Genomic DNA, 21,544 nt, shown 5'->3' on the forward strand with positions numbered 1-21,544 from the left:
TTAAGTGATTTAAAGTACTAATTTATGAAATAATTCGCTATGGGTACTTGCTGCATCCAAACATAATCCTGGATGCACTGGAGAGCATTGTAACCAGGTACTACGTTTTGCAGTCAACCATCGGAAACGTTCGGTTTGGTCTAGTGCTGCCAATGCGCCTCCTGCCCTATTGCCTAAACAAATATCTTGCATGGATTCCAAATGAGCTTTCAATTTTTCAAAATCAATTTCAGGACTAAGCAAGGCACAGCGATCGGAATCAATGTGATACAACAATTGCGCATAACGTTGTTTTTTGCAAAATAACAAGACCCCAATATTCACAAATTCCTCACGCTCCACCCGAGGAACTAGCCTAACTGTGGCGTACTCATAAAGTGTTCTTTCTTGCATCTTGAATTTGTTTTACAAAAATTTCAGAATCTGTTGCCCGTCTACTTAAAAATTCAATGTAAACATGGCGTACCTCTTGAGCAGATAAATTTCTAATTTCATCCAATAACCAATCGTCAGGAATTGCCGCTAAAATAGGCCTTAAGTTTTCAACGGACATCAAGGTCTTGTAGGTATTATTAATTTGATCGACCATGCTGGCCCGTTTTAATAAGACGTGATTCGCAATTTGCACAAAAGGTTTAGGTATATGTTCTTCCCAATTGTCCCAGCTGTGGTGAAAGTATAAGGCAGCTCCGTGATCTATCAACCAAACTTCTCTATTCCACATGAGCATATTGGTATTTTTCACCGTTCGATCTACATTCATTAATAGCGCATCCAACCAAACAATTTTAGACGCCTCTTCTTCACTGATGAAATCGGCATTTAAATCAAATGTTATCGCTCCATTCAAAAAGCTAACACCTAGATTCTGACCTACAGAAAACTTTAGTAGGTCTTGAATCTCTTCATCGGGTTCTGTTCGTCCAAAACCTTCATCCAAATCTGCAAAAACCATCTCAGGAACTCGTAGCCCTAAGAGGCGAGCAAGTTCTCCACCAATAAATTCTGCGACTAAAGCCTTTTTGCCTTGACCAGCACCTCTAAATTTAATCACATAGCTAAATCCATCATCTGCATCCATTAAACCTGGCAAGGAGCCCCCTTCGCGGAAAGGCTGAATGTACCGAGTAATATGGACTTTACGTATCTCCAGATTGTTTATTTCCATTATGCTAATTTAAGTATTATTAATTGCTCCATTGGATTTTCCATACTTCCAGGTCCATTCTATATTTTAAAGGAAGAAATCCTATCCAATCCATGCCAAAATAGGATAAAAATAAACTATGCCTAGCCCAAACACTAGCGTTAGCATATGATCATTATCAACTTTAAGCACTTTACGCAAATGTAAAAGATAGAAATTTAATTGGGTAAAGACTTGATAAATTGTACACAAATGTGACTTAAAGGTTATGCATATTCTACCTATATTTGTCATACACGAAAAAAATAGTTAAAATAGTATGGATACCAATACAGAGTACAACCTGGTAATTGATCATTGTAGGGATTTATTTTTAAAGAAAACCAAGGATTATGGAACATCTTGGCGGATTATGCGCATTACTTCCATTACTGATCAATTATTTATCAAAGCTCAACGTATCCGGACTCTAGAAGTTAAAAAAGTATCCAAAGTTGGCGAGGGTATTCTCGAAGAATACATTGCTATTGTCAACTATTGCCTTATAGCTATGATGCAACTGGAACTTGGTGAATCAACGGATGAGCAATTACCGCTGCATGAAGTAGAGGCATCCTACCAAAAATTTGTGCAGGAAACCCGAGATTTGATGCTGGCTAAAAACCATGATTATGGGGAGGCCTGGAGGGATATGCGGGTATCCTCGTTGACCGATATGATACTAATGAAATTACAACGAGTTAAACAAATTGAAGATAATAATGGTTTTACATTAGTCTCTGAAGGGTTAAAAGCGAATTATCAGGATATGTTGAATTATGCTGTTTTTGCTTTAATCAAATTAGGACTGGCCAAATAAACCTGTACCCATATGACTTACAACGCAAGCTTTACCACCGCTAATAGCCCTAAAAAAACGAACTATGTACTCTGGATAGCTCGACTATTTGTGGGACTATTATTTATTTTTTCCGGATTAATTAAAGCCAATGACCCCATGGGTTTTGGGTATAAGTTGGAAGAATATTTCCATGTGTTTCACTTGTCTTTCTTAGGCGATTTTAGTGCCTGGATAGCTATATTCCTCTGTGCATTGGAAATCATTTTAGGGGCATTATTAATCATCGGAGTGGCGGGAAGAACCGTGGCTTGGGGATTACTTCTATTGATTTTATTTTTCACCTTTCTAACCTTTTTTTCTGCGTTTTTTAAGGTGGTGACCTCTTGCGGTTGTTTTGGAGATGCAATACCCCTTACTCCTTGGCAATCTTTTGCTAAGGATATCGTTTTATTGATTTTCATTATCTATATCTTTATTCATCGTTCTTCCATTCAACCCTTAATTTCCTCTTCCTTTACGCGTAACTTATTGACATTATTTATTGTAATTGCTTCTTTTGGGATAGGGATTTTCACCTTGTATTATTTACCTTTTATTGATTTTTTACCTTATAAAGTTGGAAATAATTTACCCGCTTTGATGAAAATTCCAGAAGGTGCAGAGCCGGATGTGTATGAACACATTTACGAAATGAAGCATAAGAAAACCAATGAAACGAAGCAAGTAAATGACAAAGTTTATATGAGTGAAAAACTTTGGGAAGATGAGGATTGGGAAATCATTGGCGAACCAAAAAGCACATTGGTAAAAAAAGGATTTGAACTTAAAATACCCGATTTGATTTTAAGTGATTCGGAGGGAAATAACAAAACGGATGAAATCATTCAAAATCCCTATTACAATTTCATCGTTGTCAGTACGGACTTAGGTAAAATGAGTCCAATCGATTTAAAACAGTTGGATCAAATAAATACTACTATTCGAGATATCGCGGTTGATTTTAATATTCGCGCGATTCTAGCGACGGCCTCTTCGTCCGATGAAGTCAGTTACTTGAATGATCAGATGGATTTAGTCCTTGAAACATTTTATGCCGATAAAGTTCCACTTAAGAGTATGGTAAGGTCTAATCCAGGAGTACTATTATTATTAAATGGTACCGTGGTAAAAAAATGGTCCAGTACTAATTTCCCAAGTAAGGAAGAATTAATTGAAAATTATTTATCAAACGAAGAATAATGGAAAAACCAGTTTTTCTTGTTGGATTTATGGGGAGTGGGAAAACCACTTGGGGGAAAAAAATCGCAAATGCATTAACTGTGCCTTTTATTGATCTAGATCATGTTATAGAAGATAAGATCCAAATGACTATTGCTGATTATTTTATATTAAACGGAGAAGAAAATTTCAGAAAGTTAGAACAAGAAGTCCTACATTCCTTGCAACATGCGAATGGCATCATATCTACTGGAGGAGGTACAGCATGTTATTTTGACAATATGGACTGGCTTTTAGCGCATGGTACTGTGCTTTATCTTAAGCATAGCCCAAAGTCCCTATTTCAACGGTTAAGCCAATCGGATGTAAATAAACGACCAGCATTGAAAGGATTGCAGGGGGATGACTTATTCGCATTCATTAGTGCAAAATTAGATGAGCGATCCCCCTATTATGAAAAGGCACATATCCATGTCGATCAAATAAATACAAGTTTGGAGGAATTAATCGAACAAGTAAGCTTGCAGCATGAATTATGATAAATAAAAAAGCGATACATCGAATTGGACTCCTCTGTTCTTTGCTATTTTTTCAAAGTTGCTTTTTGGAAAATAAAACGGACAATACGGATCAGTTCCCGAAGGTTTCAACGAACTTTAATATTCAATCGGTCGAGGATCTTTACCAATTCCTGACCTATACAGATCAATCCTATCCTTTAATCAGTGCTCATCGAGGAGGATTTATGGAAGGATATCCTGAAAATTGCATTCAAACCTTTGCCAAACTAGCGTCGAAAATGCCGCTTATCATTGAATGTGATGTGCGTATGAGTAAAGATTCTGTACTCGTATTAATGCACGATGAAACTTTACAACGAACCAGTACCGGGAAAGGAAAAATTAAGGATAAGACCTTTGATGAATTAAGCAGCTTATTTTTAAAAGATAGTGAAGGACAAGAAACAAGATTTCGGATTCCTACTTTAGAGCAAGCGCTCCTGTGGGGAAAAGGAATCGTGATTTATACTTTAGATGTCAAACAACAGGTACCCTATGGCCTAGTCATTGATTTGATAAAAAAAACCAAAGCTGAATCAAATAGTATAATCATCACCTACTCGGCAAATCAAGCCGCTGTTGTCAATCGGTTGGCACCTGAACTCATGATCTCTGCAAGTATAAAAAAAGTAGATGATTTGAACCGATTGAATACCCTAGGCATTCCTGACAACCGCTTAGTTGCATTTGTAGGTACGACAGAGGCTGATTCCAGTGTTTATAGCACCTTAAGACAACATGGCATAAAATCGATATTGGGAACGATTGGCAACTTAGACCGATCTGCAGATCGGGCAGGCTATCAGCGTTATGCAGAATTTATAACACGTGGAGCAGATATCTTATCTACAGATCGTCCTTACGAAGCGATGAAAGCATTGACATATTATATCGATCAACGAAATCTTCGATCGCCTTTTATACTTTAATCCATGGGAATTACGGTAAAAAATCTATCCAAGTATTACGGTAAACAAGCCGCCTTGCAACAACTTTCTTTTTCTTGCTCCAAAGGTCGAATTATTGGCTTTTTAGGGCCAAATGGCGCAGGAAAATCCACGTTTATGAAGATTGCAACAGGCATTTTAGTTCCCGATGAGGGAGAACTGAATATTCATGGCATGGATATACAGAAAGACCGAATGAAGGTTAAAAAAATAATTGGCTATTTACCGGAAGACAACCCCCTATATCAGGATTTATACTTGCTAGAATGCTTAGCATTCGAAGCAGATATACAGCAAATACGCCATAAAAAGAAACGCATTTCCGAAATCATAGCGCTAACGGGATTAGCGAAAGAACAACACAAAAAAATTCATCAACTATCAAAAGGATATAAACAACGTGTGGGCTTAGCCATCGCTATCTTACATGATCCTGAAGTGCTGATACTAGATGAACCAACAACAGGTTTGGATCCCAACCAAATTTTAGAAATCCGACAACTCATCCAGGATTTAAGTCAGGAAAAAACGGTTATTCTCTCTACACATATCATGCAAGAAGTAGAGGCTATTTGCGATGAAATCATCATTATTCATGAAGGAAAATTAATGACTCATTTTGAAAAATCGAAACAAGAAGAACTATTTCCAGGTAAAACTTTAGCTGATATTTTTAGTGCATTCACGCATTAATTACCACTGAAGACGAATTTCATTTGCTTTTCGCGTATTAATTTCAAACTTTTCGACGAATCTATTGTTGTATCACTAAACAAAGATCACATGAAAAGATTATTACTTACACTTGTATTCGTATCCGGAGTTTTATTGTATAGTAACGCTCAAATTAACACCGTACCGCAATCTTCTGCCGATGTAGGGATGAAACCTATAAAGAAAGGAAATTGGATGGTAGGTGGATCTATTGGTAATATAGGCTACAGTTTTGAAGCCGAATCCTTTAATATTCAATTGATGCCTAGAGCTGGTTATTTTGTGTCAGATGGTATTGCTATTGGTGCCCAAGCAAATTTGGGATTAAAAGCGGTAAGCGGACTAGATAATGAGTGGGGTTACGGGATTTCACCTTTTGTCCGATATTATTTCCCTGGAGGAGCTAGTGCTACAGGTCGATTTTTTGGCCAAGGTGACATCGGTATTGGAGGTAGTTCAGCTGGAGATAATGTATCTCTGAATGTAGGCGCTAATGTGGGATATGCACATTTTATTACTCAAACTGTTGCTTTAGAAGCAACTTTAGGATATAATTATTCAAAAGCCAACATCAATGCTGGAGATAAAGCGACAGGCTTAGGCGTTGGATTAGGATTCCAAATTTATTTACCTGGGAAAAGATAATAGTTTTAAGGAAACATTGAATCATTGTTTCCTTGAATTTTGGGGAACTGCAAACTTTAGGTTGCATGAAATAAACATCATGCAGCCTTTTTTATTCCTAGACTGCAATCATTTAATCGATAAGGGTTTTACGCTAGTAAATCTTTACCTTTCCTTCCTGATTTATTCCGCTCGTATTTGCATTACATTAATGACACAATATTTGCCTATCAAATTCTGTTTAGTTATTTTAGGACACAAAACTTACAAGCACTTTGTTCAGCATTTTTAGAAAAGAGATTGCCAGCTATTTCAATTCGTATACAGGATATTTAGCAATAGCCCTATTTTTAGTATTTACAGGATTATTATGTTGGGTATTCCCGGAGCATTCCATCTTGGAATTTGGCTATGCCAATATGGATGGATTTTTTGATATCGCTCCTTATATGTTTATGTTTCTAATTCCAGCAATCACCATGCGTAGTATTGCTGGTGAACGTGGAGATGGAACTTATCACTTATTACTGAGTAAGCCAATATCAATTTCTGCGGTAATACTCGGCAAATTTCTTGCGAGCTGCCTGGTTCTATTACTCGCCCTAATCCCCTCTATAACCTATCTATTTAGCATTTATTACTTAGCTAGTCCTGTAGGGAATGTGGATATTGGAGCGATTATTGGCTCTTACCTTGGCTTAATATTTCTTGGGATTGCATTTGTTAGTATTGGTTTATTTTCATCTAGCATTTCTCCAAATAGTCTAATTGCATTCTTTTGCTCTGCCTTCTTTTGTTTTCTGTTTTATTATGGTTTTGAAGCTGTCAGTGCTATGACAAGCTTATGGAAATATGCGGCAACGATCAAAGATTTCGGTTTTTATGAACACTACCGTAGTTTAAGTAGAGGGGTGCTCCAAGCCAAGGATTTCATCTACTTCTTTTCTATAACCTGCATTTTTATTAGTGCTAGTATTGCCTATTTAAATCGAATATATGTTCAGAAAAAATCCGTTTATCTAAACTATGCGCTTACTTTTTTAGTATTCGCTGTGCTCAACTTACCCGTGATTACTCGAGCAATGGGAAGCATTGATTTCACAGCAGACCAGCGCTTTACTTTAAGCGAAACAAGTCGAGCAGTATTGTCCAAGCTCGAAAAAGACATTCATATTACCTTATTCTTAGATGGGGACTTACCGAATGGATTTACAAGATTGCGCAATTCGACGATTGAAATGATTCAAGCGATGAAATCCTTTAGCAACGGAAAGTTTGATTATCAACTCATCGATCCGTATGGAGGTTCAAATTCAGATCGGGAACAGTTGAGCCAACAATTAATTGACCAAGGGCTTTATCCGACAAATCTAAATGTAAAGAGCAAAACAGGCATTTCTCAAAAAGCCATTTTCCCTTGGGCAACCTTAGGGTTAGGTGATCGTGAAGTCGCTATTAATTTATTGCAAACGAAAATGGGACTTTCTTCGGAAGAGGTGCTAAATAATTCCATTCAAAATTTAGAGTACAGTTTAATCAGTGCCATAAAAAAGATAACGCAACAGAAACAAGCTATTATTGGATTTACAGAAGGACATGGGGAGCCCTCGGATATCGCATTATTTGATGCGATGCAAAGCTTAATGTCGAATGCACAAGTTGGTCGAATTCAATTAGAGGCTATGGATTTTGCTTCCTTAGATCAGCTTTCATTGATGATTATTGCAAAGCCTACGAAACCATTCTCTGAACATGATAAATATAAGATAGACTATTTTGTAAGAAACGGTGGGCATGTCATTTGGGCTATAGATCCTATAGATGCGAGTCTGGACCATTTAAGAAAAACAGGCAGTCAACCATTGATTGACCATCAATTAAATTTAGAGGATATCTTATTTACTTATGGGGCACGAATCAATCCTCAACTAATTGCAGATTTGAATAGTGGGCAAATCCCCATAAACAGCGCTACTGTGGCTGGACAAAATCAAATACAATTAGCTCCTTGGGTATTTTTCCCAATTCTAATGCCAACCAGCAAGCAACCGATAATCAAAAATCTAGATGGTATTCGTACTGAATTTATCAGTCCTGTGGATACCGTGGGCGATACGCGTATTAAGAAAGAGCTGTTATTAACTAGTTCTCCATTTAATAAGCTAATAAATCCTCCATCGATGATAAGTCTTCAACTGATTGATGAACCATTAGACCCTAAAAACTATAAATCTCGGGCGATTCCCGTTGCTGTATTATTAAGTGGAAATTTTCCCTATGTATTTAAAAACAGGCCTACTCCGGTAGGAATCAAAGAAGGAAAAGATCTTTCTGCGATCTCTAAACCCGCCAAGATGTTGGTGATCGGTGATGGAGATTGGCTATTAAACCAGGTGAATCATTCTGACCAGTCTCCTTTCCCCTTGGGTTGGGATCGATATACGAATCAACAATTTGCGAATAAAACATTCTTGTTAAATCTTGTTGATTATTTTTTATACGATGAATCTTTAATTGACATCCGAAATAAGGAAGTTAAATTGCGACTGCTGGATAAAGGAAAGGTAGCCGATGATAAACTAAGCTGGCAACTCATTAATGTCATTTTACCATTGGTCATTTTGATGCTATTGGCCATCATACAACAGTTTCTACGACGTAAAAAATATGCCATTGTCAAGAATATTAAATAAAAAAGAGACCAATAATCAACATATTGGTCTCTTTCTTATTCTTATTTAATGCATTATTTTTTCATAGATCCTGTCTCATTGAATCGGATATGCCAGCTAAAGGCTTCTTCCAATAAATGGGGAGTATGACCTCCACGCTCGCAAGCACGATCAAAATAGGATTGTAATTCTTCTTTATAATCTGGGTGAACACAGTTGTCAATAATCTTTTGAGCGCGCTCCCTAGGCGCTAAACCACGTAAATCCGCTAAGCCTATATCGGTAACCAAGATGTCTACATCATGCTCTGTATGATCCGTATGGGAGACCATAGGTAGAATATGCGATATGTTGTTTTCTTTGGATGCCGCTTGAGTTACGAAAACACTTAGGTATGCGTTCCTTGCGAAATCTCCGGAACCTCCAATTCCATTCATGATTTTTGTTCCTCCGATATGGGTAGAGTTGACATTACCATAAATATCAAATTCAATAGCGGTATTTATAGCAATTATCCCTAATCGACGGATTAAGCCAGGGGTATTGGAAATATTCTGAGGGCGCAAAACAAATTTATCACGATATCGCTGTAAATCTCCAAACACACGCTCGTAACATTCTTTAGATACCGTGACAGAAGATGCAGATGCAAAGCTTAATTTTCCAGCATCGATTAAGTCAAATGCTGAGTCTTGTAGCACTTCGGAAAACATAGTTAAATCATAGAAATTACTATGCATAAAACCCGTTAACACGGCATTAGCAACTTTACCAATCCCTGCTTGAATAGGTAACAACCTATCTGTAAGATGTCCTAACCGAACTTCTTCTTCAAAGAATGCTAATATATGCTTGGCAATATTGGTTGTTTTTTCATCAGGTGCTGCAATGTCCGCAGGACTGTCCAATTGATTTGTAAAAACAATTGCGGCTACCTTATTGGGGTCTAGAGGAATAGATCTTCTCCCTATTTTATTCCAAGGAGCGACAATAGGAATAACATTTCTGTGTGGGTAATCCTCAGCTTGATAGATGTCATGTATTCCATAAACATTTTCATTCACTGAAGTATTGATTTCCAAAATAACCTTTTTTGCTAATGAAGCAAAGGTTACGGAATTCCCAACCGATGTTGTAGGCACTATACTGCCGTCTCGATCAATGTAAGCGACCTCAAGTACTGCAATATCCACAGGAGGTAGATTTTTATTGTGCAATAATTCTGCACTTTCACTCAGGTGTTGGTCTATAAATAAGACTTCACCACTATTAATTTTCTTTCTTAATATGGGATCTACTTGGAAAGGCATTCTTTTTTTTAATGCACCTGCCTCGGCTAATTTACCATCGGTACCATGACCTAAGGAAGCGCCTGTCATTAAGGTAATCTTAATGTTTTCAGTTTTTGCCCGCTCAGCTAATGCCGGTAAAATCACCTTACTATCGCCAGCTTTAGTGAATCCACTAGAGCCTACCACCATACCATCTTCAATCAATTTTACTGCTTCTTCAACAGTAGTAATTTTTTCTTTCAGTCTTTCAAGACGAACTCTATCCATCATAATAGTCGTACTTTATTTATTAATCTCCAAAGAGCGAGGCAATATTACCAATTTTTTTAGGATATAAATTATCCATAGTAGACAGTTACTTACTATTTTGCATCAATAAAAGTAAGTGATTACTTATAGTAAATTTTACTATTTTAAAAAATAAAAATTAAGGGCTTTTAAGCTGCTAAATAGCACAAAATATCCCCTAATCTTCCTTCAAATCACTTAAATATACAAATGAAAACGCAGATATAAATAAAATTTTAAGTGATTAAGTTGGAATGCTTGGCAGTTATTTTGCTTTTATCAAATAAAAAATAGAAATTTATAAATCACATACACGTCAAATTGCATGCAAAAAGAATATGTTGACAAATATTATATCACGGAAGTAGATTCTTTTGATACCAGTATTTATTGCCACCACGCAGTGATGGGTGAAAATTATATCACAGAACATTCCCATAAGAAAGGTCAATTTTTATACACAGAGGGGGGCGTGGTATTTTTAAAAACTGCGGAAAAATCTTACTTTTTACCCGCACGCCATTACATTTGGATACCGTCCAATGTACAGCATAGTATCCATCCGAGCAGTCCTGAAGTGATCATGCGAAATTTGTATTTTCCAAAGTTCGATACGGACACGGATTTTTTTGACAAAGTCAATATTTATCCGGTGAATGATTTATTAATTGAATTAATCATGTTCACCAATCGATGGAATGGAAATATCTTTCCTGAGGAGGAACCTAAGTATTCCATTGCAAAAGCATTTAAACTCATTTTGCCAGAATTATCGCAAACCGAGTTACCCTTGGCACTACCCTACCCAAAAAATGATAAATTAAAGCAAATCATCACCTACCTAGAACATAATATTTCTGAAAACATCAGTTTTAAAAGTTTAGCGGAGCATTTTGATATTTCTGAAAGAACATTAGCTAGGCTTTTCCAAAAAGAATTAAGCATGTCTTACATACAGTATTTCACTATTTTAAGAATGCTTACATCTTTAAAATTACTTTTGGATGAAAAATTAAGTGTGAATGAAGTTGCTTTACGCGTTGGATATAATAGTCTTCCAACATTCAGCAATACCTTTAATAAGGTCATTGGTGTAAGACCAAGCGAATACGTTAAAAACAGAAATTTATTATTATAAACCTCATTTCATGAAACTCAACATTTTTATTGCCACACTAGCTTTGGGAACACTATTCTCTTGCAGTGTACAATCACAAGTAAAAAAGAAATCTGTAGCCGTACCCAAACCAATCCAATTATTTAACGGGAAAGATTTAAAAGATTGGACCCCTAAAATAAGGCTTCATGAAGTGGGAGACAACTATGCCAATACGTTTCGTGTCGAAGATGGTTTGATGAAAGTACGATATGATGGATACGACGATTTCAAACAACAGTACGGACATATCGCTTATAAAAAAGCCTTTAGTTATTATTTGTTACGCGTAGAATATCGTTTTGTTGGAGAGCAGTCCAAAGGAGGAGAAGGCTGGGCATGGAGAAATAGTGGTGCAATGTTGCACGGTCAAGATCCAAAAACAATGTTAAAAGATCAAGATTTCCCGATATCTATTGAAGGTCAGTTGTTGGGTGGTGATGGGACCAATGCGCGTACCACATCCAACCTTTGTACTCCTGGTACAAATGTCGTGATCAAAGACAAGTTATTTACTCCACATTGTTTAAGCTCAACATCTAAAACTTACCATGGAGATCAATGGGTAACTGCTGACTTCTTAGTATTAGGAGATTCTCTAATTCAGCATATTTTAGAAGGTCAAGTGGTATTGGAATATAATAAGCCACAAATTGGTTCCGAAAATGTAGATAATCATGATCCAAATCAAAAACAAGATGGCAAATTATTGAGCAATGGATTTATTTACCTTCAAAGTGAAAGTCATCCTATAGATTTCCGCAAAGTGGAACTCTATGATTTGAGTAAGGTAAAATCAAGTCCTGAAAAAATTAAAGAAATTGTGGATGCTATAACCAAGAAATAAAAACTATAGCCATAAAAAAAGGTTGCTAAACAGAAGTTTGGCAACCTTTTTTTATGGATTAGTTTGTTCATTCCAATGGAATGATTAAGAAACTGAAGGTCCGCTAAACAGCAAGAGAACCTTCAAGCTCAACAACATTAATCTAAAACTGGGGTAAGCTTATACCCTTTATCTTTAAGCAACTTTAGAACGCCATGTTCACCTAGTAAATGAGCAGCGCCAACAGAAAATAAATAAGATTTTTCTTTCATCAAATTCGGCATTTTTTCCAACCAAGCGTGATTTCTTGTATCTAACAATTTAGCTTGATTTTCTGCGGTCATGTAGCTTGTATTAATTAGTAATTTTTCTAATTCTTCTACATTTTCTGCAAAATATGCTTTCACCAATTTTTTAATTTCCAACTCAGCCCCTTCATGTGTTAAATACGAATAAAAATCCTCGGGTGTAAAAATTTCTTTAAGCAATTCAAATTGGAATTCTGGAGTTTCCAATTCCACGACTGGTTTGCCGGAGGCCGTTTCTAATGTCTGAATCTCACGCTCCATCATTTTAATATCTTCCATTCCTTTACATGCAAAAGAACGCATGGTCAATAAGGAAATTACACCAACAGGAGAGATTTGATCAAAAACTGCTGGAGGAAGATTGTAACTTGTCATGATACTATCTATTACTTTTTTCTTCTGAGGATCATAGCCTTTAAAGAAATCAGGATCTGGTTTCATGTATTGTTGGATTTTTTGCATCGCCTCTGGTTTTGATAAATCCACTTCAAAAGCCAATGCATCTACAGCTTGAACTGCATTTTTCACTTTTTCTTTTAAAATAAAATCTTCTTTACAAGCCATATGTATAGTCCCTAATACATATGAGTCTTTGGTTAGTCCTTTTCCAGATACTTTCCATAATAAACTTTGGTTCTGTGCAAATACGCCAATGGAGAGTAATACGGCAAAAATTGACAAGGTAATTTTCTTCATGTTTTGTGATTTAGTGTATGATATTAGTATCATAAACAGTTAAAATGTTACACTGGTTTGAAAATTTATGATATCATTTCAAATTTTGATTAAGATTTATTGATAATGAGTATATTTAAATTCCCATTTTTAGTACAATATATCATGAATAAATCGTTCCTTCTATGCCTATTTATCTTACTTCTCACTGGAAGTGTGGGCAAATCTCAAGAGTATAATGAGGCGTATGTAAAAGATCATTATAGCAAAATTGAAAGGTACATCCCGATGCGTGATGGCACCAAATTATTCACCTCTATTTATATTCCTAAAGATCAATCGAAGAAATACCCCATTTTATTAAATAGGACACCCTACACCGTAGCACCTTATGGGGAAGATAACTATAAAAGTAGTTTAGGAAATTTTCCTGAAATGATGAAAGCTGGATACATTTTCGTGTACCAAGATGTACGGGGAAAATGGATGAGTGAGGGTACTTTTGAAGATATTCGACCGACTAAAACAAAAGAAAATAAACAGCAGATCGATGAAAGTACCGATACTTACGATACCATTGATTGGTTATTGAATCAAATCGAAGGAAATAATGGAAAAGTGGGCATGTACGGTATTTCATATCCCGGTTTTTACGCTACTGCTGGTTTAATAGGTTCACATCCGGCATTGAAAGCAGTATCCCCGCAAGCTCCAGTGACGGACTGGTTTATCGGAGATGATTTCCGACATGGTGGGGCATTGTTTTTAGCGGATGCTTTTCGGTTCATGTATACTTTTGACGCTGCAAGACCGAAACCAATCACCAATTTAGAAGGTCCTAAAGGTTTTGAATTAACTTCAAAAGACTGGTATAGGTTCTTTATGGAGAATCCCACATTAGCCGACCTTAAAAGCAAATACTTAAATCACACGGTAAAATTTTGGGATAATTTAGCAAAACACCAAACGCTAGATACTTTTTGGATGAATAGAACTATCACTCATCACCTGAACGAGGTAAAACCTGCTGTGATGGTGGTCGGTGGGCTATACGATGCGGAAGATACCTATGGAACATTTGAAACGTATAAACAGATTGAAAAAAGAAACCCAGCGAATAATTCCATTTTAGTGATGGGACCCTGGTTTCATGGGGGATGGGTTCGTTCGGATGGCAGTAGTTTTGGTGATATTCGTTTTGGTGAAAAAACGAGCAAAACTTACCAAGAGAAATTTGAGTTGCCCTTTTTCGAATATTATTTGAAAGGTAAAGGCGATTTTAAATCTGCAGAAGCTTCCGTTTATTTTACGGGAAGTAATGAATGGAAAACTTTTGATCAATGGCCAGCAAAAGAAATAAAGAGCCAAGAATGGTATCTGAATGCTGGAGGTAAACTAAGCATTAGTCCTGAAACTTCTAAAGCGAATTTTGTAGAATATAGTGTTGACCCAGCAAAACCAATCCCTTTTCAAGATGGAATTATCAGCAGTCGATCCAGGGAATACATGATAGCGGATCAACGGTTTGTAGCAAACAGACCTGATGTGATCGTATTTGAATCCGACAGTTTAACGGAAGATATAACTATGGCTGGCCCCATTGAGGCCTTATTATCCATTTCCATGTCAGGTACAGATGCTGATTTTATAGTCAAAGTAATTGATGTGTTTCCGAATAATACGAACATCTCTTCAGCAGTGGATTCGACTATGGTGATGCAAAATTATCAAATGCTAGTGAGAGCCGATATCCTAAGAGGGAAATTTAGAAATAGCTTCAGTAAACCTGAACCATTTATTCCAAACGAAATTACTCCGATTAAAGTATCTTTACCTGATGTAGCTCATACTTTTAAGAAAGGCCACAAAATCATGGTTCAGATACAGCATAGCTGGTTTCCATTGACGGATCGCAATCCGAATCAATTTATGGACATCTTTCAAGCAAAAGCAAGTGACTATATAAAAAACCAACATAGAATATATTTCAGCAAAGAGCATCCCAGTAAGATGCGTTTTTCTATTCTATAATGACAAGAGCATTAACTATACAATTTAAAATATGAGTATTAAAGAGAGTTATTTATTTGAATTAAACCGGGAGACCAACAACAGCAGGTTATTATTGGACCGAGTAAGTGATGAGCATTTGTCTTTTAAACCCCATGAAAAGTCCATGAGTTTAGGAGATCTTCTTGCGCACATCGTAGAGCTTCATAATTGGGTGCATAAAGCCTTAGGTAAGGATATTTTTGATTTCCATAAGGATTACGCGCCTTTTAAAGTGACGACGGTACAGGAGCTTAAAGACGCATTAGAAGAGGGTTTAATAAAAAACAAATCCTTCTTGGAGAATTTTGATGAAAACAACTGGTTTACGGGTTGGTCTATGCAGGCAGGAGACCATGTGATTGCTCAGATGCCAAAAGTGGGAACCCTAAGATATGTTATTAACAATCATTTGATCCACCATAGAGGCCAAGCAACGGTATATATGCGCCTTCTGAATATTCCACTTCCTGGTCTGTATGGACCTTCTGCAGATGAGCAATAGTCTTCTGCTCTAAAACAAAAAAATGGTCAGCGAAACTTCGTTGACCATTTTTTTTAATACACTGAAATTAAACACTTTAAAAGATAATTTGATTTTTTTTCATTTTACATGTAATAAAAGGAGCAGTAAGTTTGTCTTCCTTATAACTGAGCATCTATTAATACTATGAATCAAGAGACCTTTAAACATACGGTATTTATCCATAAAGATAAGATGTACCGATTTGCCACTAGGTTTTTTGCTTACCAGGAAGATGCTTTTGATGTGGTGCAAGAGGTGATGTTAAAACTATGGGAAATACGTCATCAACTGGAAAATATTAAGAGCATAGAGGGATATGCAATGAACATGGTGAGAAATTTGGCCTTTAACAAAATTGATAAGGCCAAGAGACAAGCAACGTATTTGGAACAATTGCCTAATGATAGCCAATCGGAAAAATACCCAGAGCTAACAAGGGAATTAATCCTTAAGTTGATTGATAGCTTACCTGAAAAACAACGTACGGTGATGTATTTAAGAGACATCGAAGAATATGAAATTGAAAACATAGCCGAATTAACAAAAATGGAAGAGAATGCAGTTCGTGTTAACCTCTCTAGAGCTCGAAACACGATAAAAATACAGCTTAATAAAATATTTGAATATGAAAAAAGAAGAATTGGATAAGCTAAAAGAAAACTATTGGTCTGGAAAATCTTCTTTAGAGGAGGAGAAAATTTTAAAAGATCAATTGGGGGAACCGTTTTTCCATCATTTGAAAAAAGATGATACGACGATGGATTGGGATTTTGAAGACTTTATCGAGAAAGCTGATCATAGGGCTGAACCGCAAATCCATAAACCAATCTTCAAACTCAATAGAAAAGTTAGTGTTATCAGCGCGATTGCTGCCAGTTTAATAGTAGGATTTTATTTTTTCAAGCCTACTGTAGATCAAGAAAATTGGGTTCAAGAGCCGGAAATGGCCCATGTAAATAATCGTGCGATAGAGGAACCGAAGGCTCGCGAAATTGCGATAGAAATACCAGATGCTATTGCTTCTATAAACGAGAATCAAAATATAATAGAAGGAAAGCAACACCGCATTAAAAGTAAACTTAAACCTGCAGTTGAGCAAGTTCCAGCAGAACAGGCTTACGTAGAAGTAAACGGAGTCAAAATATACGATGAGGAAGAAGCTTTACAAATTACGGAAACAGCCATCCACCTTGCCTCCAACAACTTGAAAGCTGGAATGAAAGGTGTAGAAAAAATAAAATACTTAAATATTGAAATATAAATAGATGCTTATGAGAACTGTACTAATAATTGTGTCTCTGCTTATAGTGAGTATGGCACAGGCTCAAATTTCGAAGTTGGATAACATATTCGAAACCTATAAAGAACAAAAAGGAATCACCTCCATCAAAATAGGTAAACCCATGTTCAAGATGTTGAATAAAATGAAATTAAACGATTCTGAAGTGGATGTGATTAAACCTCTACTTGGTAAAATCAATTCCATAAGAATGCTGATTATGGAAGGTGAAAATCCAGAATTACAAGCTGAAGTGAGTAAAGCCATTGGAAAATTGAACTATGAAGAATTAATGGTGATAAATTCTGAAGGAAATAAAATTAAATTTCTTGCAGAAAATGTAGATGGCGATTTTCTTTCCAATCTGTTGCTCAGTATTAATTCGGAGGAAGATACCATTTTTATGATCTTAGATGGAACTTTAAAATACGATGATTTAAATGCCCTTGTTAACACTAAAAATTAATTTATGATACGCTTAATCCAATTATTTGCTGTTGCCTTCTTCTTGCTAAGCTTGCAAAGCTGCTTTATTAAAACTAGACCAAACATGGCTTTTGTAGATAAAAAAAATCTTTCCAAACAGTCGGAGGTTGTATCCATTAAAATCCCTAGTTTTCTATTGAAAAGTTTTCTTAGGAAAGAAATTCGTGAAATAAAAGCAGAAGATCCAATGATGGCTTTGGCCTTAAAAAAAATCAAAGGTTTGAAAATGATGACCATAGAAGGAACTAAAGATGATCAAATACATCAAAACTTCAGCAATTACCTTGTGAAAAATAATTTTGAAGAAATGATGAGCTTGTATAGCAATGGATCTAAAATTACAATCAATGCCCTAACTAAAAAAGATCGAATAAGAAATGTCATGTTAGGCATCAACGATGGGGAGGATTATGTATTCGTTGATTTAAAGACAGATATAAATATAGACGAATTAAGTCAGCTTGCTACCTACTATGAGGAGCAAAGCAATAAAAAGTCAAAAACTGATTAAGATTAATTAGTAGTTTGTTGTTTAGTAACTGAAAAGGCCGAAACAGAGTTGTTTCGGCCTTTCGCTTAGTATATTTTAAAAAGCTTATTTTGCTAATTCTTCTGCAATAGCTTTTCCAATTTCAGCAGGTGATTCAACCACGCGAATACCACAAGCACGCATGATTGCCATCTTAGCAGCAGCTGTATCATCAGCTCCACCTACAATAGCACCAGCATGTCCCATACGACGTCCTGGAGGCGCTGTTTGGCCAGCAATGAAACCTACTACAGGCTTAGTACCATTTTCTTTAATCCAATGAGCAGCTTCAGCTTCCATTCCTCCACCGATTTCACCAATCATGATGATCGCTTTGGTTTCTGGATCGTTCATTAATAACTCTACCGCTTCTTTCGTAGTCGTTCCGATAATTGGGTCACCACCAATACCAATAGCAGTTGTAATTCCTAATCCAGCTTTCACCGTTTGATCCACAGCTTCGTATGTTAAGGTTCCAGATTTAGAAACCACACCTACTTCACCTTTTTTGAAGATAAAGCCTGGCATAATACCAATTTTAGCTTCTTCAGCAGTGATAATACCTGGACAGTTAGGGCCAATTAAACGGGAATTTTTATCGCTCAAGTAAGATTTTACTTGAATCATATCTTTGGTAGGAATACCTTCAGTAATACACACGATAAGTGCGATTCCAGCAGCAGCAGCTTCCATAATAGCATCGGCAGCAAATGCTGGCGGAACAAAAATAATAGAAACGTTAGCAGCAGTAGCATCGACAGCATCTTGTACTGTATTGAATACTGGGCGATCTAAGTGAGTTTGTCCACCTTTGCCTGGAGTAACTCCACCTACAACGTTTGTTCCGTACTCAATCATTTGAGATGCATGATAAGTACCCTCGTTTCCGGTAAAACCTTGAACGATTACTTTAGAATCTTTATTTACTAATACACTCATTTTGTCTTATTTTTTGCAACGCAAATCTACCATTTTGAACTGACTTCTAAAAATCATTAGTCTAGGTATTTTTGTTATTTTTTGATAAACTTAATTTTATTTACAAAATCCCAAAGAACAATTCCAATTGTTACGGAAACATTGAACGAATGTTTTGTGCCAAATTGAGGGATTTCTAAGGTATGATCTGAGGCTTTAATCACTTCTTCCTCCACCCCATTCACCTCATTACCAAATACTAATGCAAACTTAGCGTCTTCCTTGGGCTGGTAGCATTCTAAAGAAACACTATTTTTGGCCTGTTCAATAGAAAGAATAGTAAATCCTTCATTTTTTAATGAAGTAATTGCATCCAATGTAGATTTTTGATATTCCCATTGAACAGATTGTGTTGCTCCTAAGGCAGTTTTTTCAATTTCACGGTGCGGTGGGGTACCAGTAATGCCACACAAAACTATTTTTTCTATAGAAAATGCATCAGCCGTTCTAAATGCTGATCCTACATTGTGCATGCTGCGAACATTGTCTAAAACTAATACTATAGGGGTTTTAGCTTGTGTTTTGAAGGTGTCTACGTCAACTCTATTCAGTTGATCCATGGATAATTTATGCATTTTGCAAAGATAAGAAATTGGAAAAATTAAAAATGATTTTGATTATTAGATTATGTATGTTATTTTTGCAGTCCGAATTTAAGTATAAAAGATTAAAATATTATATAGCTAAGAGAAATGGCAAATCATAAATCAGCGATCAAAAGAATTAGAACTAACGCTGCGAAGCGTCTAAGAAACCGTTACCAAGCGAAAACTACGCGTAACGCAATCAAAAAATTACGTACTACAACTTCTGCAGAAGAAGCAAAAGCATTATTACCTCGTGTAGTATCTATGCTTGATCGTTTAGCAAAGAAGAACGTTATTCACAAGAAAAAAGCAGCTAACAACAAATCTAAGCTAACAAAGTTTGTTAACAAACTAGCTTAATTTAAAGCTTTTCCTTCAAGATATGTAAGGGATGTTTTCACATCCCTTTTCTTGTTTGTACCTACCTGATAATCCTAAATTTCAACTAGCATTTCCTTTCAATAGTGTCTTTGCTTTATTTGGATAATTATTCCAGTAAATCAACTTTTGTTCGAATACATTAGGTATTAGATTAATAAAAGCACTCGATAAAGATTTATGAATTGAATAAAAATACTATGGAAATACGCTAAGTCGAATAGAATATCAATAGATGATCCCCTTAAATAAAGCAGCATTCGGTTGCTTGAGTGATCCCAAAAAAACAAGGTTTTTATCCGAAAGACCGAAACACCGATGACATCTTTCACCGTCAATCCCCATGAGACAACAAAAGAAGCTGTTTAACAACGAATCGAACTGCTTTCAGTACTCTTGTCGTCACAATCCTTCCGTCGCTCCTGCTCGCTTTAAAAGCATCCCATTTTACGTGTCAATAGGGCGATAGAAAAGTACTTACTATAAATTCCAATATTCCCAGCATCCATTAAAGGCAATTGAAATCTTATCAACTCTTTCAAATAAATAATTTCTGAACAACAGGTTGTACAAATTGATAATTACTCATCCATATGCTAGACTCATTCAAGGAGAGTAAGTAGCTTAGACCATGATTTACAAATCATGAGTAATATGACTATAGAATCATCTCCCGTACAATAGCCTTTAAATTATCCAAATCATCTAATCAGCACAATAAGCATCGGGTATACAAATAAAAAAGAAACCTTCATGAATCGGCGCTTGAAACACTGTATAGCGTTAATAAAAATTCTATAATTAGGTGCAAATCCAAATATGGAGTCACTTATAAGCTCCAAAATATTATACGCCATCTATAACCAATTGATTATAAATAGCAATAACTCATTTAAGAAAATACTTTTTTTACAATTCAACTTTATGAGCTAAAATAAGGCTCCATAGTCAATAAGTATTAACAGTAGCCTAATCCAACCCCAAGGTGTCAAAGCGATGTTAGACACGCTATAAATTGCTAAAAGTGGAGAGCATATACCCATTAATGAATATAATCCCAACTTATTGAATCTACAAGACTTAATATACCTAAGCCTTTAACTTTATGTCTAACAACTCCCATCCCAAGGTTCACAAGTATGTACTAAGGTCTTAACGATAAAGGTATAAAACGCAAAAAGCCCATGATCATATGATCACGGGCTTTCCGTATAAAATTAGGCACCGACCTACTCTCCCACCTGTTACGGCAATACCATCGGCTCTGGCGGGCTTAACTTCTCTGTTCGGAATGGGAAGAGGTGGACACCGCCGATATAGGCACCTGAATATCTTTAAGTAATCTAAGAAGTATACTAATCATAGGTTAATAAACCTACTAGCAAACACCAATTAGTTACATAATTGACATGTAATTGGAAGAAAAAAGGACAAAAAGAGCGAAGACAACAGAACTATCTGCAA

22 protein-coding genes and 1 rRNA gene are annotated in these 21,544 nt (G+C 36.1%); 16 read left to right on the forward strand and 7 right to left on the reverse strand.

The genetic code is table 11. The features are described 5' to 3' along the window. Positions 1 to 9: 9 nt before the first annotated feature. Positions 10 to 393: a DUF3037 domain-containing protein gene (locus tag ACFRAE_RS02440; protein WP_422795523.1), complete on the reverse strand. Its 384-nt coding sequence runs from the start codon at positions 391 to 393 to the stop codon at positions 10 to 12. After that, on the reverse strand, positions 371 to 1,168 hold the full coding sequence (locus ACFRAE_RS02445) for a HipA family kinase (protein ID WP_422795524.1): 798 nt from the start codon (positions 1,166 to 1,168) through the stop codon (positions 371 to 373). Before ACFRAE_RS02445 ends, ACFRAE_RS02440 begins: the two co-directional genes overlap by 23 nt. A gap of 298 nt (positions 1,169 to 1,466) precedes the next feature. On the opposite strand from ACFRAE_RS02445, the gene ACFRAE_RS02450 reads away from it, so the two are divergent. The 7 genes from ACFRAE_RS02450 (at position 1,467) to gldG (ending at position 8,744) form a co-directional block, all read left to right on the forward strand. Beyond that, positions 1,467 to 2,006 carry a DUF1599 domain-containing protein gene (locus ACFRAE_RS02450; RefSeq protein WP_422795525.1) on the forward strand — a complete coding sequence of 180 codons (540 nt, stop codon included), beginning with the start codon at positions 1,467 to 1,469 and terminating at the stop codon, positions 2,004 to 2,006. Positions 2,007 to 2,018: 12 nt separating this feature from the next. Beyond that, positions 2,019 to 3,227, forward strand: coding sequence for a BT_3928 family protein (locus tag ACFRAE_RS02455; protein WP_422795526.1), 1,209 nt, complete (start codon positions 2,019 to 2,021; stop codon positions 3,225 to 3,227). Next, entirely contained in the window at positions 3,227 to 3,745 is a 519-nt protein-coding gene (locus ACFRAE_RS02460; RefSeq protein WP_422795527.1) for a shikimate kinase, read from the forward strand. Before ACFRAE_RS02455 ends, ACFRAE_RS02460 begins: the two co-directional genes overlap by 1 nt. Beyond that, entirely contained in the window at positions 3,742 to 4,695 is a 954-nt protein-coding gene (locus tag ACFRAE_RS02465; protein ID WP_422795528.1) for a glycerophosphodiester phosphodiesterase family protein, read from the forward strand. Before ACFRAE_RS02460 ends, ACFRAE_RS02465 begins: the two co-directional genes overlap by 4 nt. 3 nt (positions 4,696 to 4,698) lie before the next feature. Then, positions 4,699 to 5,406 carry an ATP-binding cassette domain-containing protein gene (locus tag ACFRAE_RS02470; protein ID WP_422795529.1) on the forward strand — a complete coding sequence of 236 codons (708 nt, stop codon included), beginning with the start codon at positions 4,699 to 4,701 and terminating at the stop codon, positions 5,404 to 5,406. 90 nt (positions 5,407 to 5,496) lie between these two features. After that, entirely contained in the window at positions 5,497 to 6,072 is a 576-nt protein-coding gene (locus ACFRAE_RS02475) for a hypothetical protein (protein WP_422795530.1), read from the forward strand. Positions 6,073 to 6,326: 254 nt separating this feature from the next. After that, entirely contained in the window at positions 6,327 to 8,744 is a 2,418-nt protein-coding gene (gene gldG, locus ACFRAE_RS02480) for a gliding motility-associated ABC transporter substrate-binding protein GldG (RefSeq protein WP_422795531.1), read from the forward strand. Between the two features lie 53 nt (positions 8,745 to 8,797). On the opposite strand, the gene ACFRAE_RS02485 is transcribed toward gldG, so the two are convergent. After that, positions 8,798 to 10,285: a succinate CoA transferase gene (locus ACFRAE_RS02485; RefSeq protein WP_422795532.1), complete on the reverse strand. Its 1,488-nt coding sequence runs from the start codon at positions 10,283 to 10,285 to the stop codon at positions 8,798 to 8,800. Between the two features lie 343 nt (positions 10,286 to 10,628). Here ACFRAE_RS02485 and ACFRAE_RS02490 point away from each other — a divergent pair, with 343 nt between their 5' ends. After that, positions 10,629 to 11,441: an AraC family transcriptional regulator gene (locus ACFRAE_RS02490; protein ID WP_422795533.1), complete on the forward strand. Its 813-nt coding sequence runs from the start codon at positions 10,629 to 10,631 to the stop codon at positions 11,439 to 11,441. A 10-nt stretch (positions 11,442 to 11,451) separates the two neighbouring features. Beyond that, a complete protein-coding gene (locus ACFRAE_RS02495) occupies positions 11,452 to 12,306 on the forward strand; it encodes a 3-keto-disaccharide hydrolase (RefSeq protein ID WP_422795534.1) in 855 nt (284 codons plus the stop codon). A gap of 137 nt (positions 12,307 to 12,443) precedes the next feature. Here ACFRAE_RS02495 and ACFRAE_RS02500 read toward each other — a convergent pair whose 3' ends face one another. Further along, a complete protein-coding gene (locus ACFRAE_RS02500; protein WP_422795535.1) occupies positions 12,444 to 13,289 on the reverse strand; it encodes a TraB/GumN family protein in 846 nt (281 codons plus the stop codon). Between the two features lie 105 nt (positions 13,290 to 13,394). On the opposite strand from ACFRAE_RS02500, the gene ACFRAE_RS02505 reads away from it, so the two are divergent. From ACFRAE_RS02505 to ACFRAE_RS02530, 6 genes are all read left to right on the forward strand, one after another. Continuing rightward, on the forward strand, positions 13,395 to 15,299 hold the full coding sequence (locus tag ACFRAE_RS02505) for a CocE/NonD family hydrolase (protein WP_422795536.1): 1,905 nt from the start codon (positions 13,395 to 13,397) through the stop codon (positions 15,297 to 15,299). A gap of 31 nt (positions 15,300 to 15,330) precedes the next feature. Continuing rightward, on the forward strand, positions 15,331 to 15,822 hold the full coding sequence (locus tag ACFRAE_RS02510; RefSeq protein WP_422795537.1) for a DinB family protein: 492 nt from the start codon (positions 15,331 to 15,333) through the stop codon (positions 15,820 to 15,822). Positions 15,823 to 15,987: 165 nt separating this feature from the next. Continuing rightward, complete coding sequence (locus tag ACFRAE_RS02515; RefSeq protein WP_422795538.1) at positions 15,988 to 16,491, forward strand: RNA polymerase sigma factor; 504 nt, start codon at positions 15,988 to 15,990, stop codon at positions 16,489 to 16,491. Continuing rightward, complete coding sequence (locus ACFRAE_RS02520) at positions 16,469 to 17,104, forward strand: hypothetical protein (protein ID WP_422795539.1); 636 nt, start codon at positions 16,469 to 16,471, stop codon at positions 17,102 to 17,104. The genes ACFRAE_RS02515 and ACFRAE_RS02520 overlap by 23 nt, the downstream gene beginning before the upstream one ends. A gap of 10 nt (positions 17,105 to 17,114) precedes the next feature. Next, positions 17,115 to 17,588: a DUF4252 domain-containing protein gene (locus ACFRAE_RS02525; RefSeq protein ID WP_422795540.1), complete on the forward strand. Its 474-nt coding sequence runs from the start codon at positions 17,115 to 17,117 to the stop codon at positions 17,586 to 17,588. A 3-nt stretch (positions 17,589 to 17,591) separates the two neighbouring features. Beyond that, on the forward strand, positions 17,592 to 18,119 hold the full coding sequence (locus ACFRAE_RS02530; RefSeq protein ID WP_422795541.1) for a DUF4252 domain-containing protein: 528 nt from the start codon (positions 17,592 to 17,594) through the stop codon (positions 18,117 to 18,119). A gap of 84 nt (positions 18,120 to 18,203) precedes the next feature. On the opposite strand, the gene sucD is transcribed toward ACFRAE_RS02530, so the two are convergent. Then, a complete protein-coding gene (sucD, locus tag ACFRAE_RS02535; RefSeq protein WP_422795542.1) occupies positions 18,204 to 19,076 on the reverse strand; it encodes a succinate--CoA ligase subunit alpha in 873 nt (290 codons plus the stop codon). A gap of 74 nt (positions 19,077 to 19,150) precedes the next feature. Further along, the gene (locus ACFRAE_RS02540) at positions 19,151 to 19,690 is read right to left on the reverse strand and encodes an RNA methyltransferase (RefSeq protein WP_422795543.1); all 540 of its coding nucleotides are present in this window, start codon (positions 19,688 to 19,690) and stop codon (positions 19,151 to 19,153) included. A gap of 117 nt (positions 19,691 to 19,807) precedes the next feature. Between ACFRAE_RS02540 and rpsT the strand changes: the two genes are divergently transcribed. Next, on the forward strand, positions 19,808 to 20,062 hold the full coding sequence (rpsT, locus tag ACFRAE_RS02545; protein WP_422795544.1) for a 30S ribosomal protein S20: 255 nt from the start codon (positions 19,808 to 19,810) through the stop codon (positions 20,060 to 20,062). 1,234 nt (positions 20,063 to 21,296) lie between these two features. Here rpsT and rrf read toward each other — a convergent pair. Continuing rightward, positions 21,297 to 21,408: ribosomal RNA gene (gene rrf / locus ACFRAE_RS02550) — 5S ribosomal RNA — on the reverse strand. Positions 21,409 to 21,544: the final 136 nt, after the last annotated feature.

It is taken from the genome of Sphingobacterium sp. HJSM2_6, assembly GCF_049316305.1.
Taxonomy (GTDB): Bacteria; Bacteroidota; Bacteroidia; order Sphingobacteriales; family Sphingobacteriaceae; genus Sphingobacterium.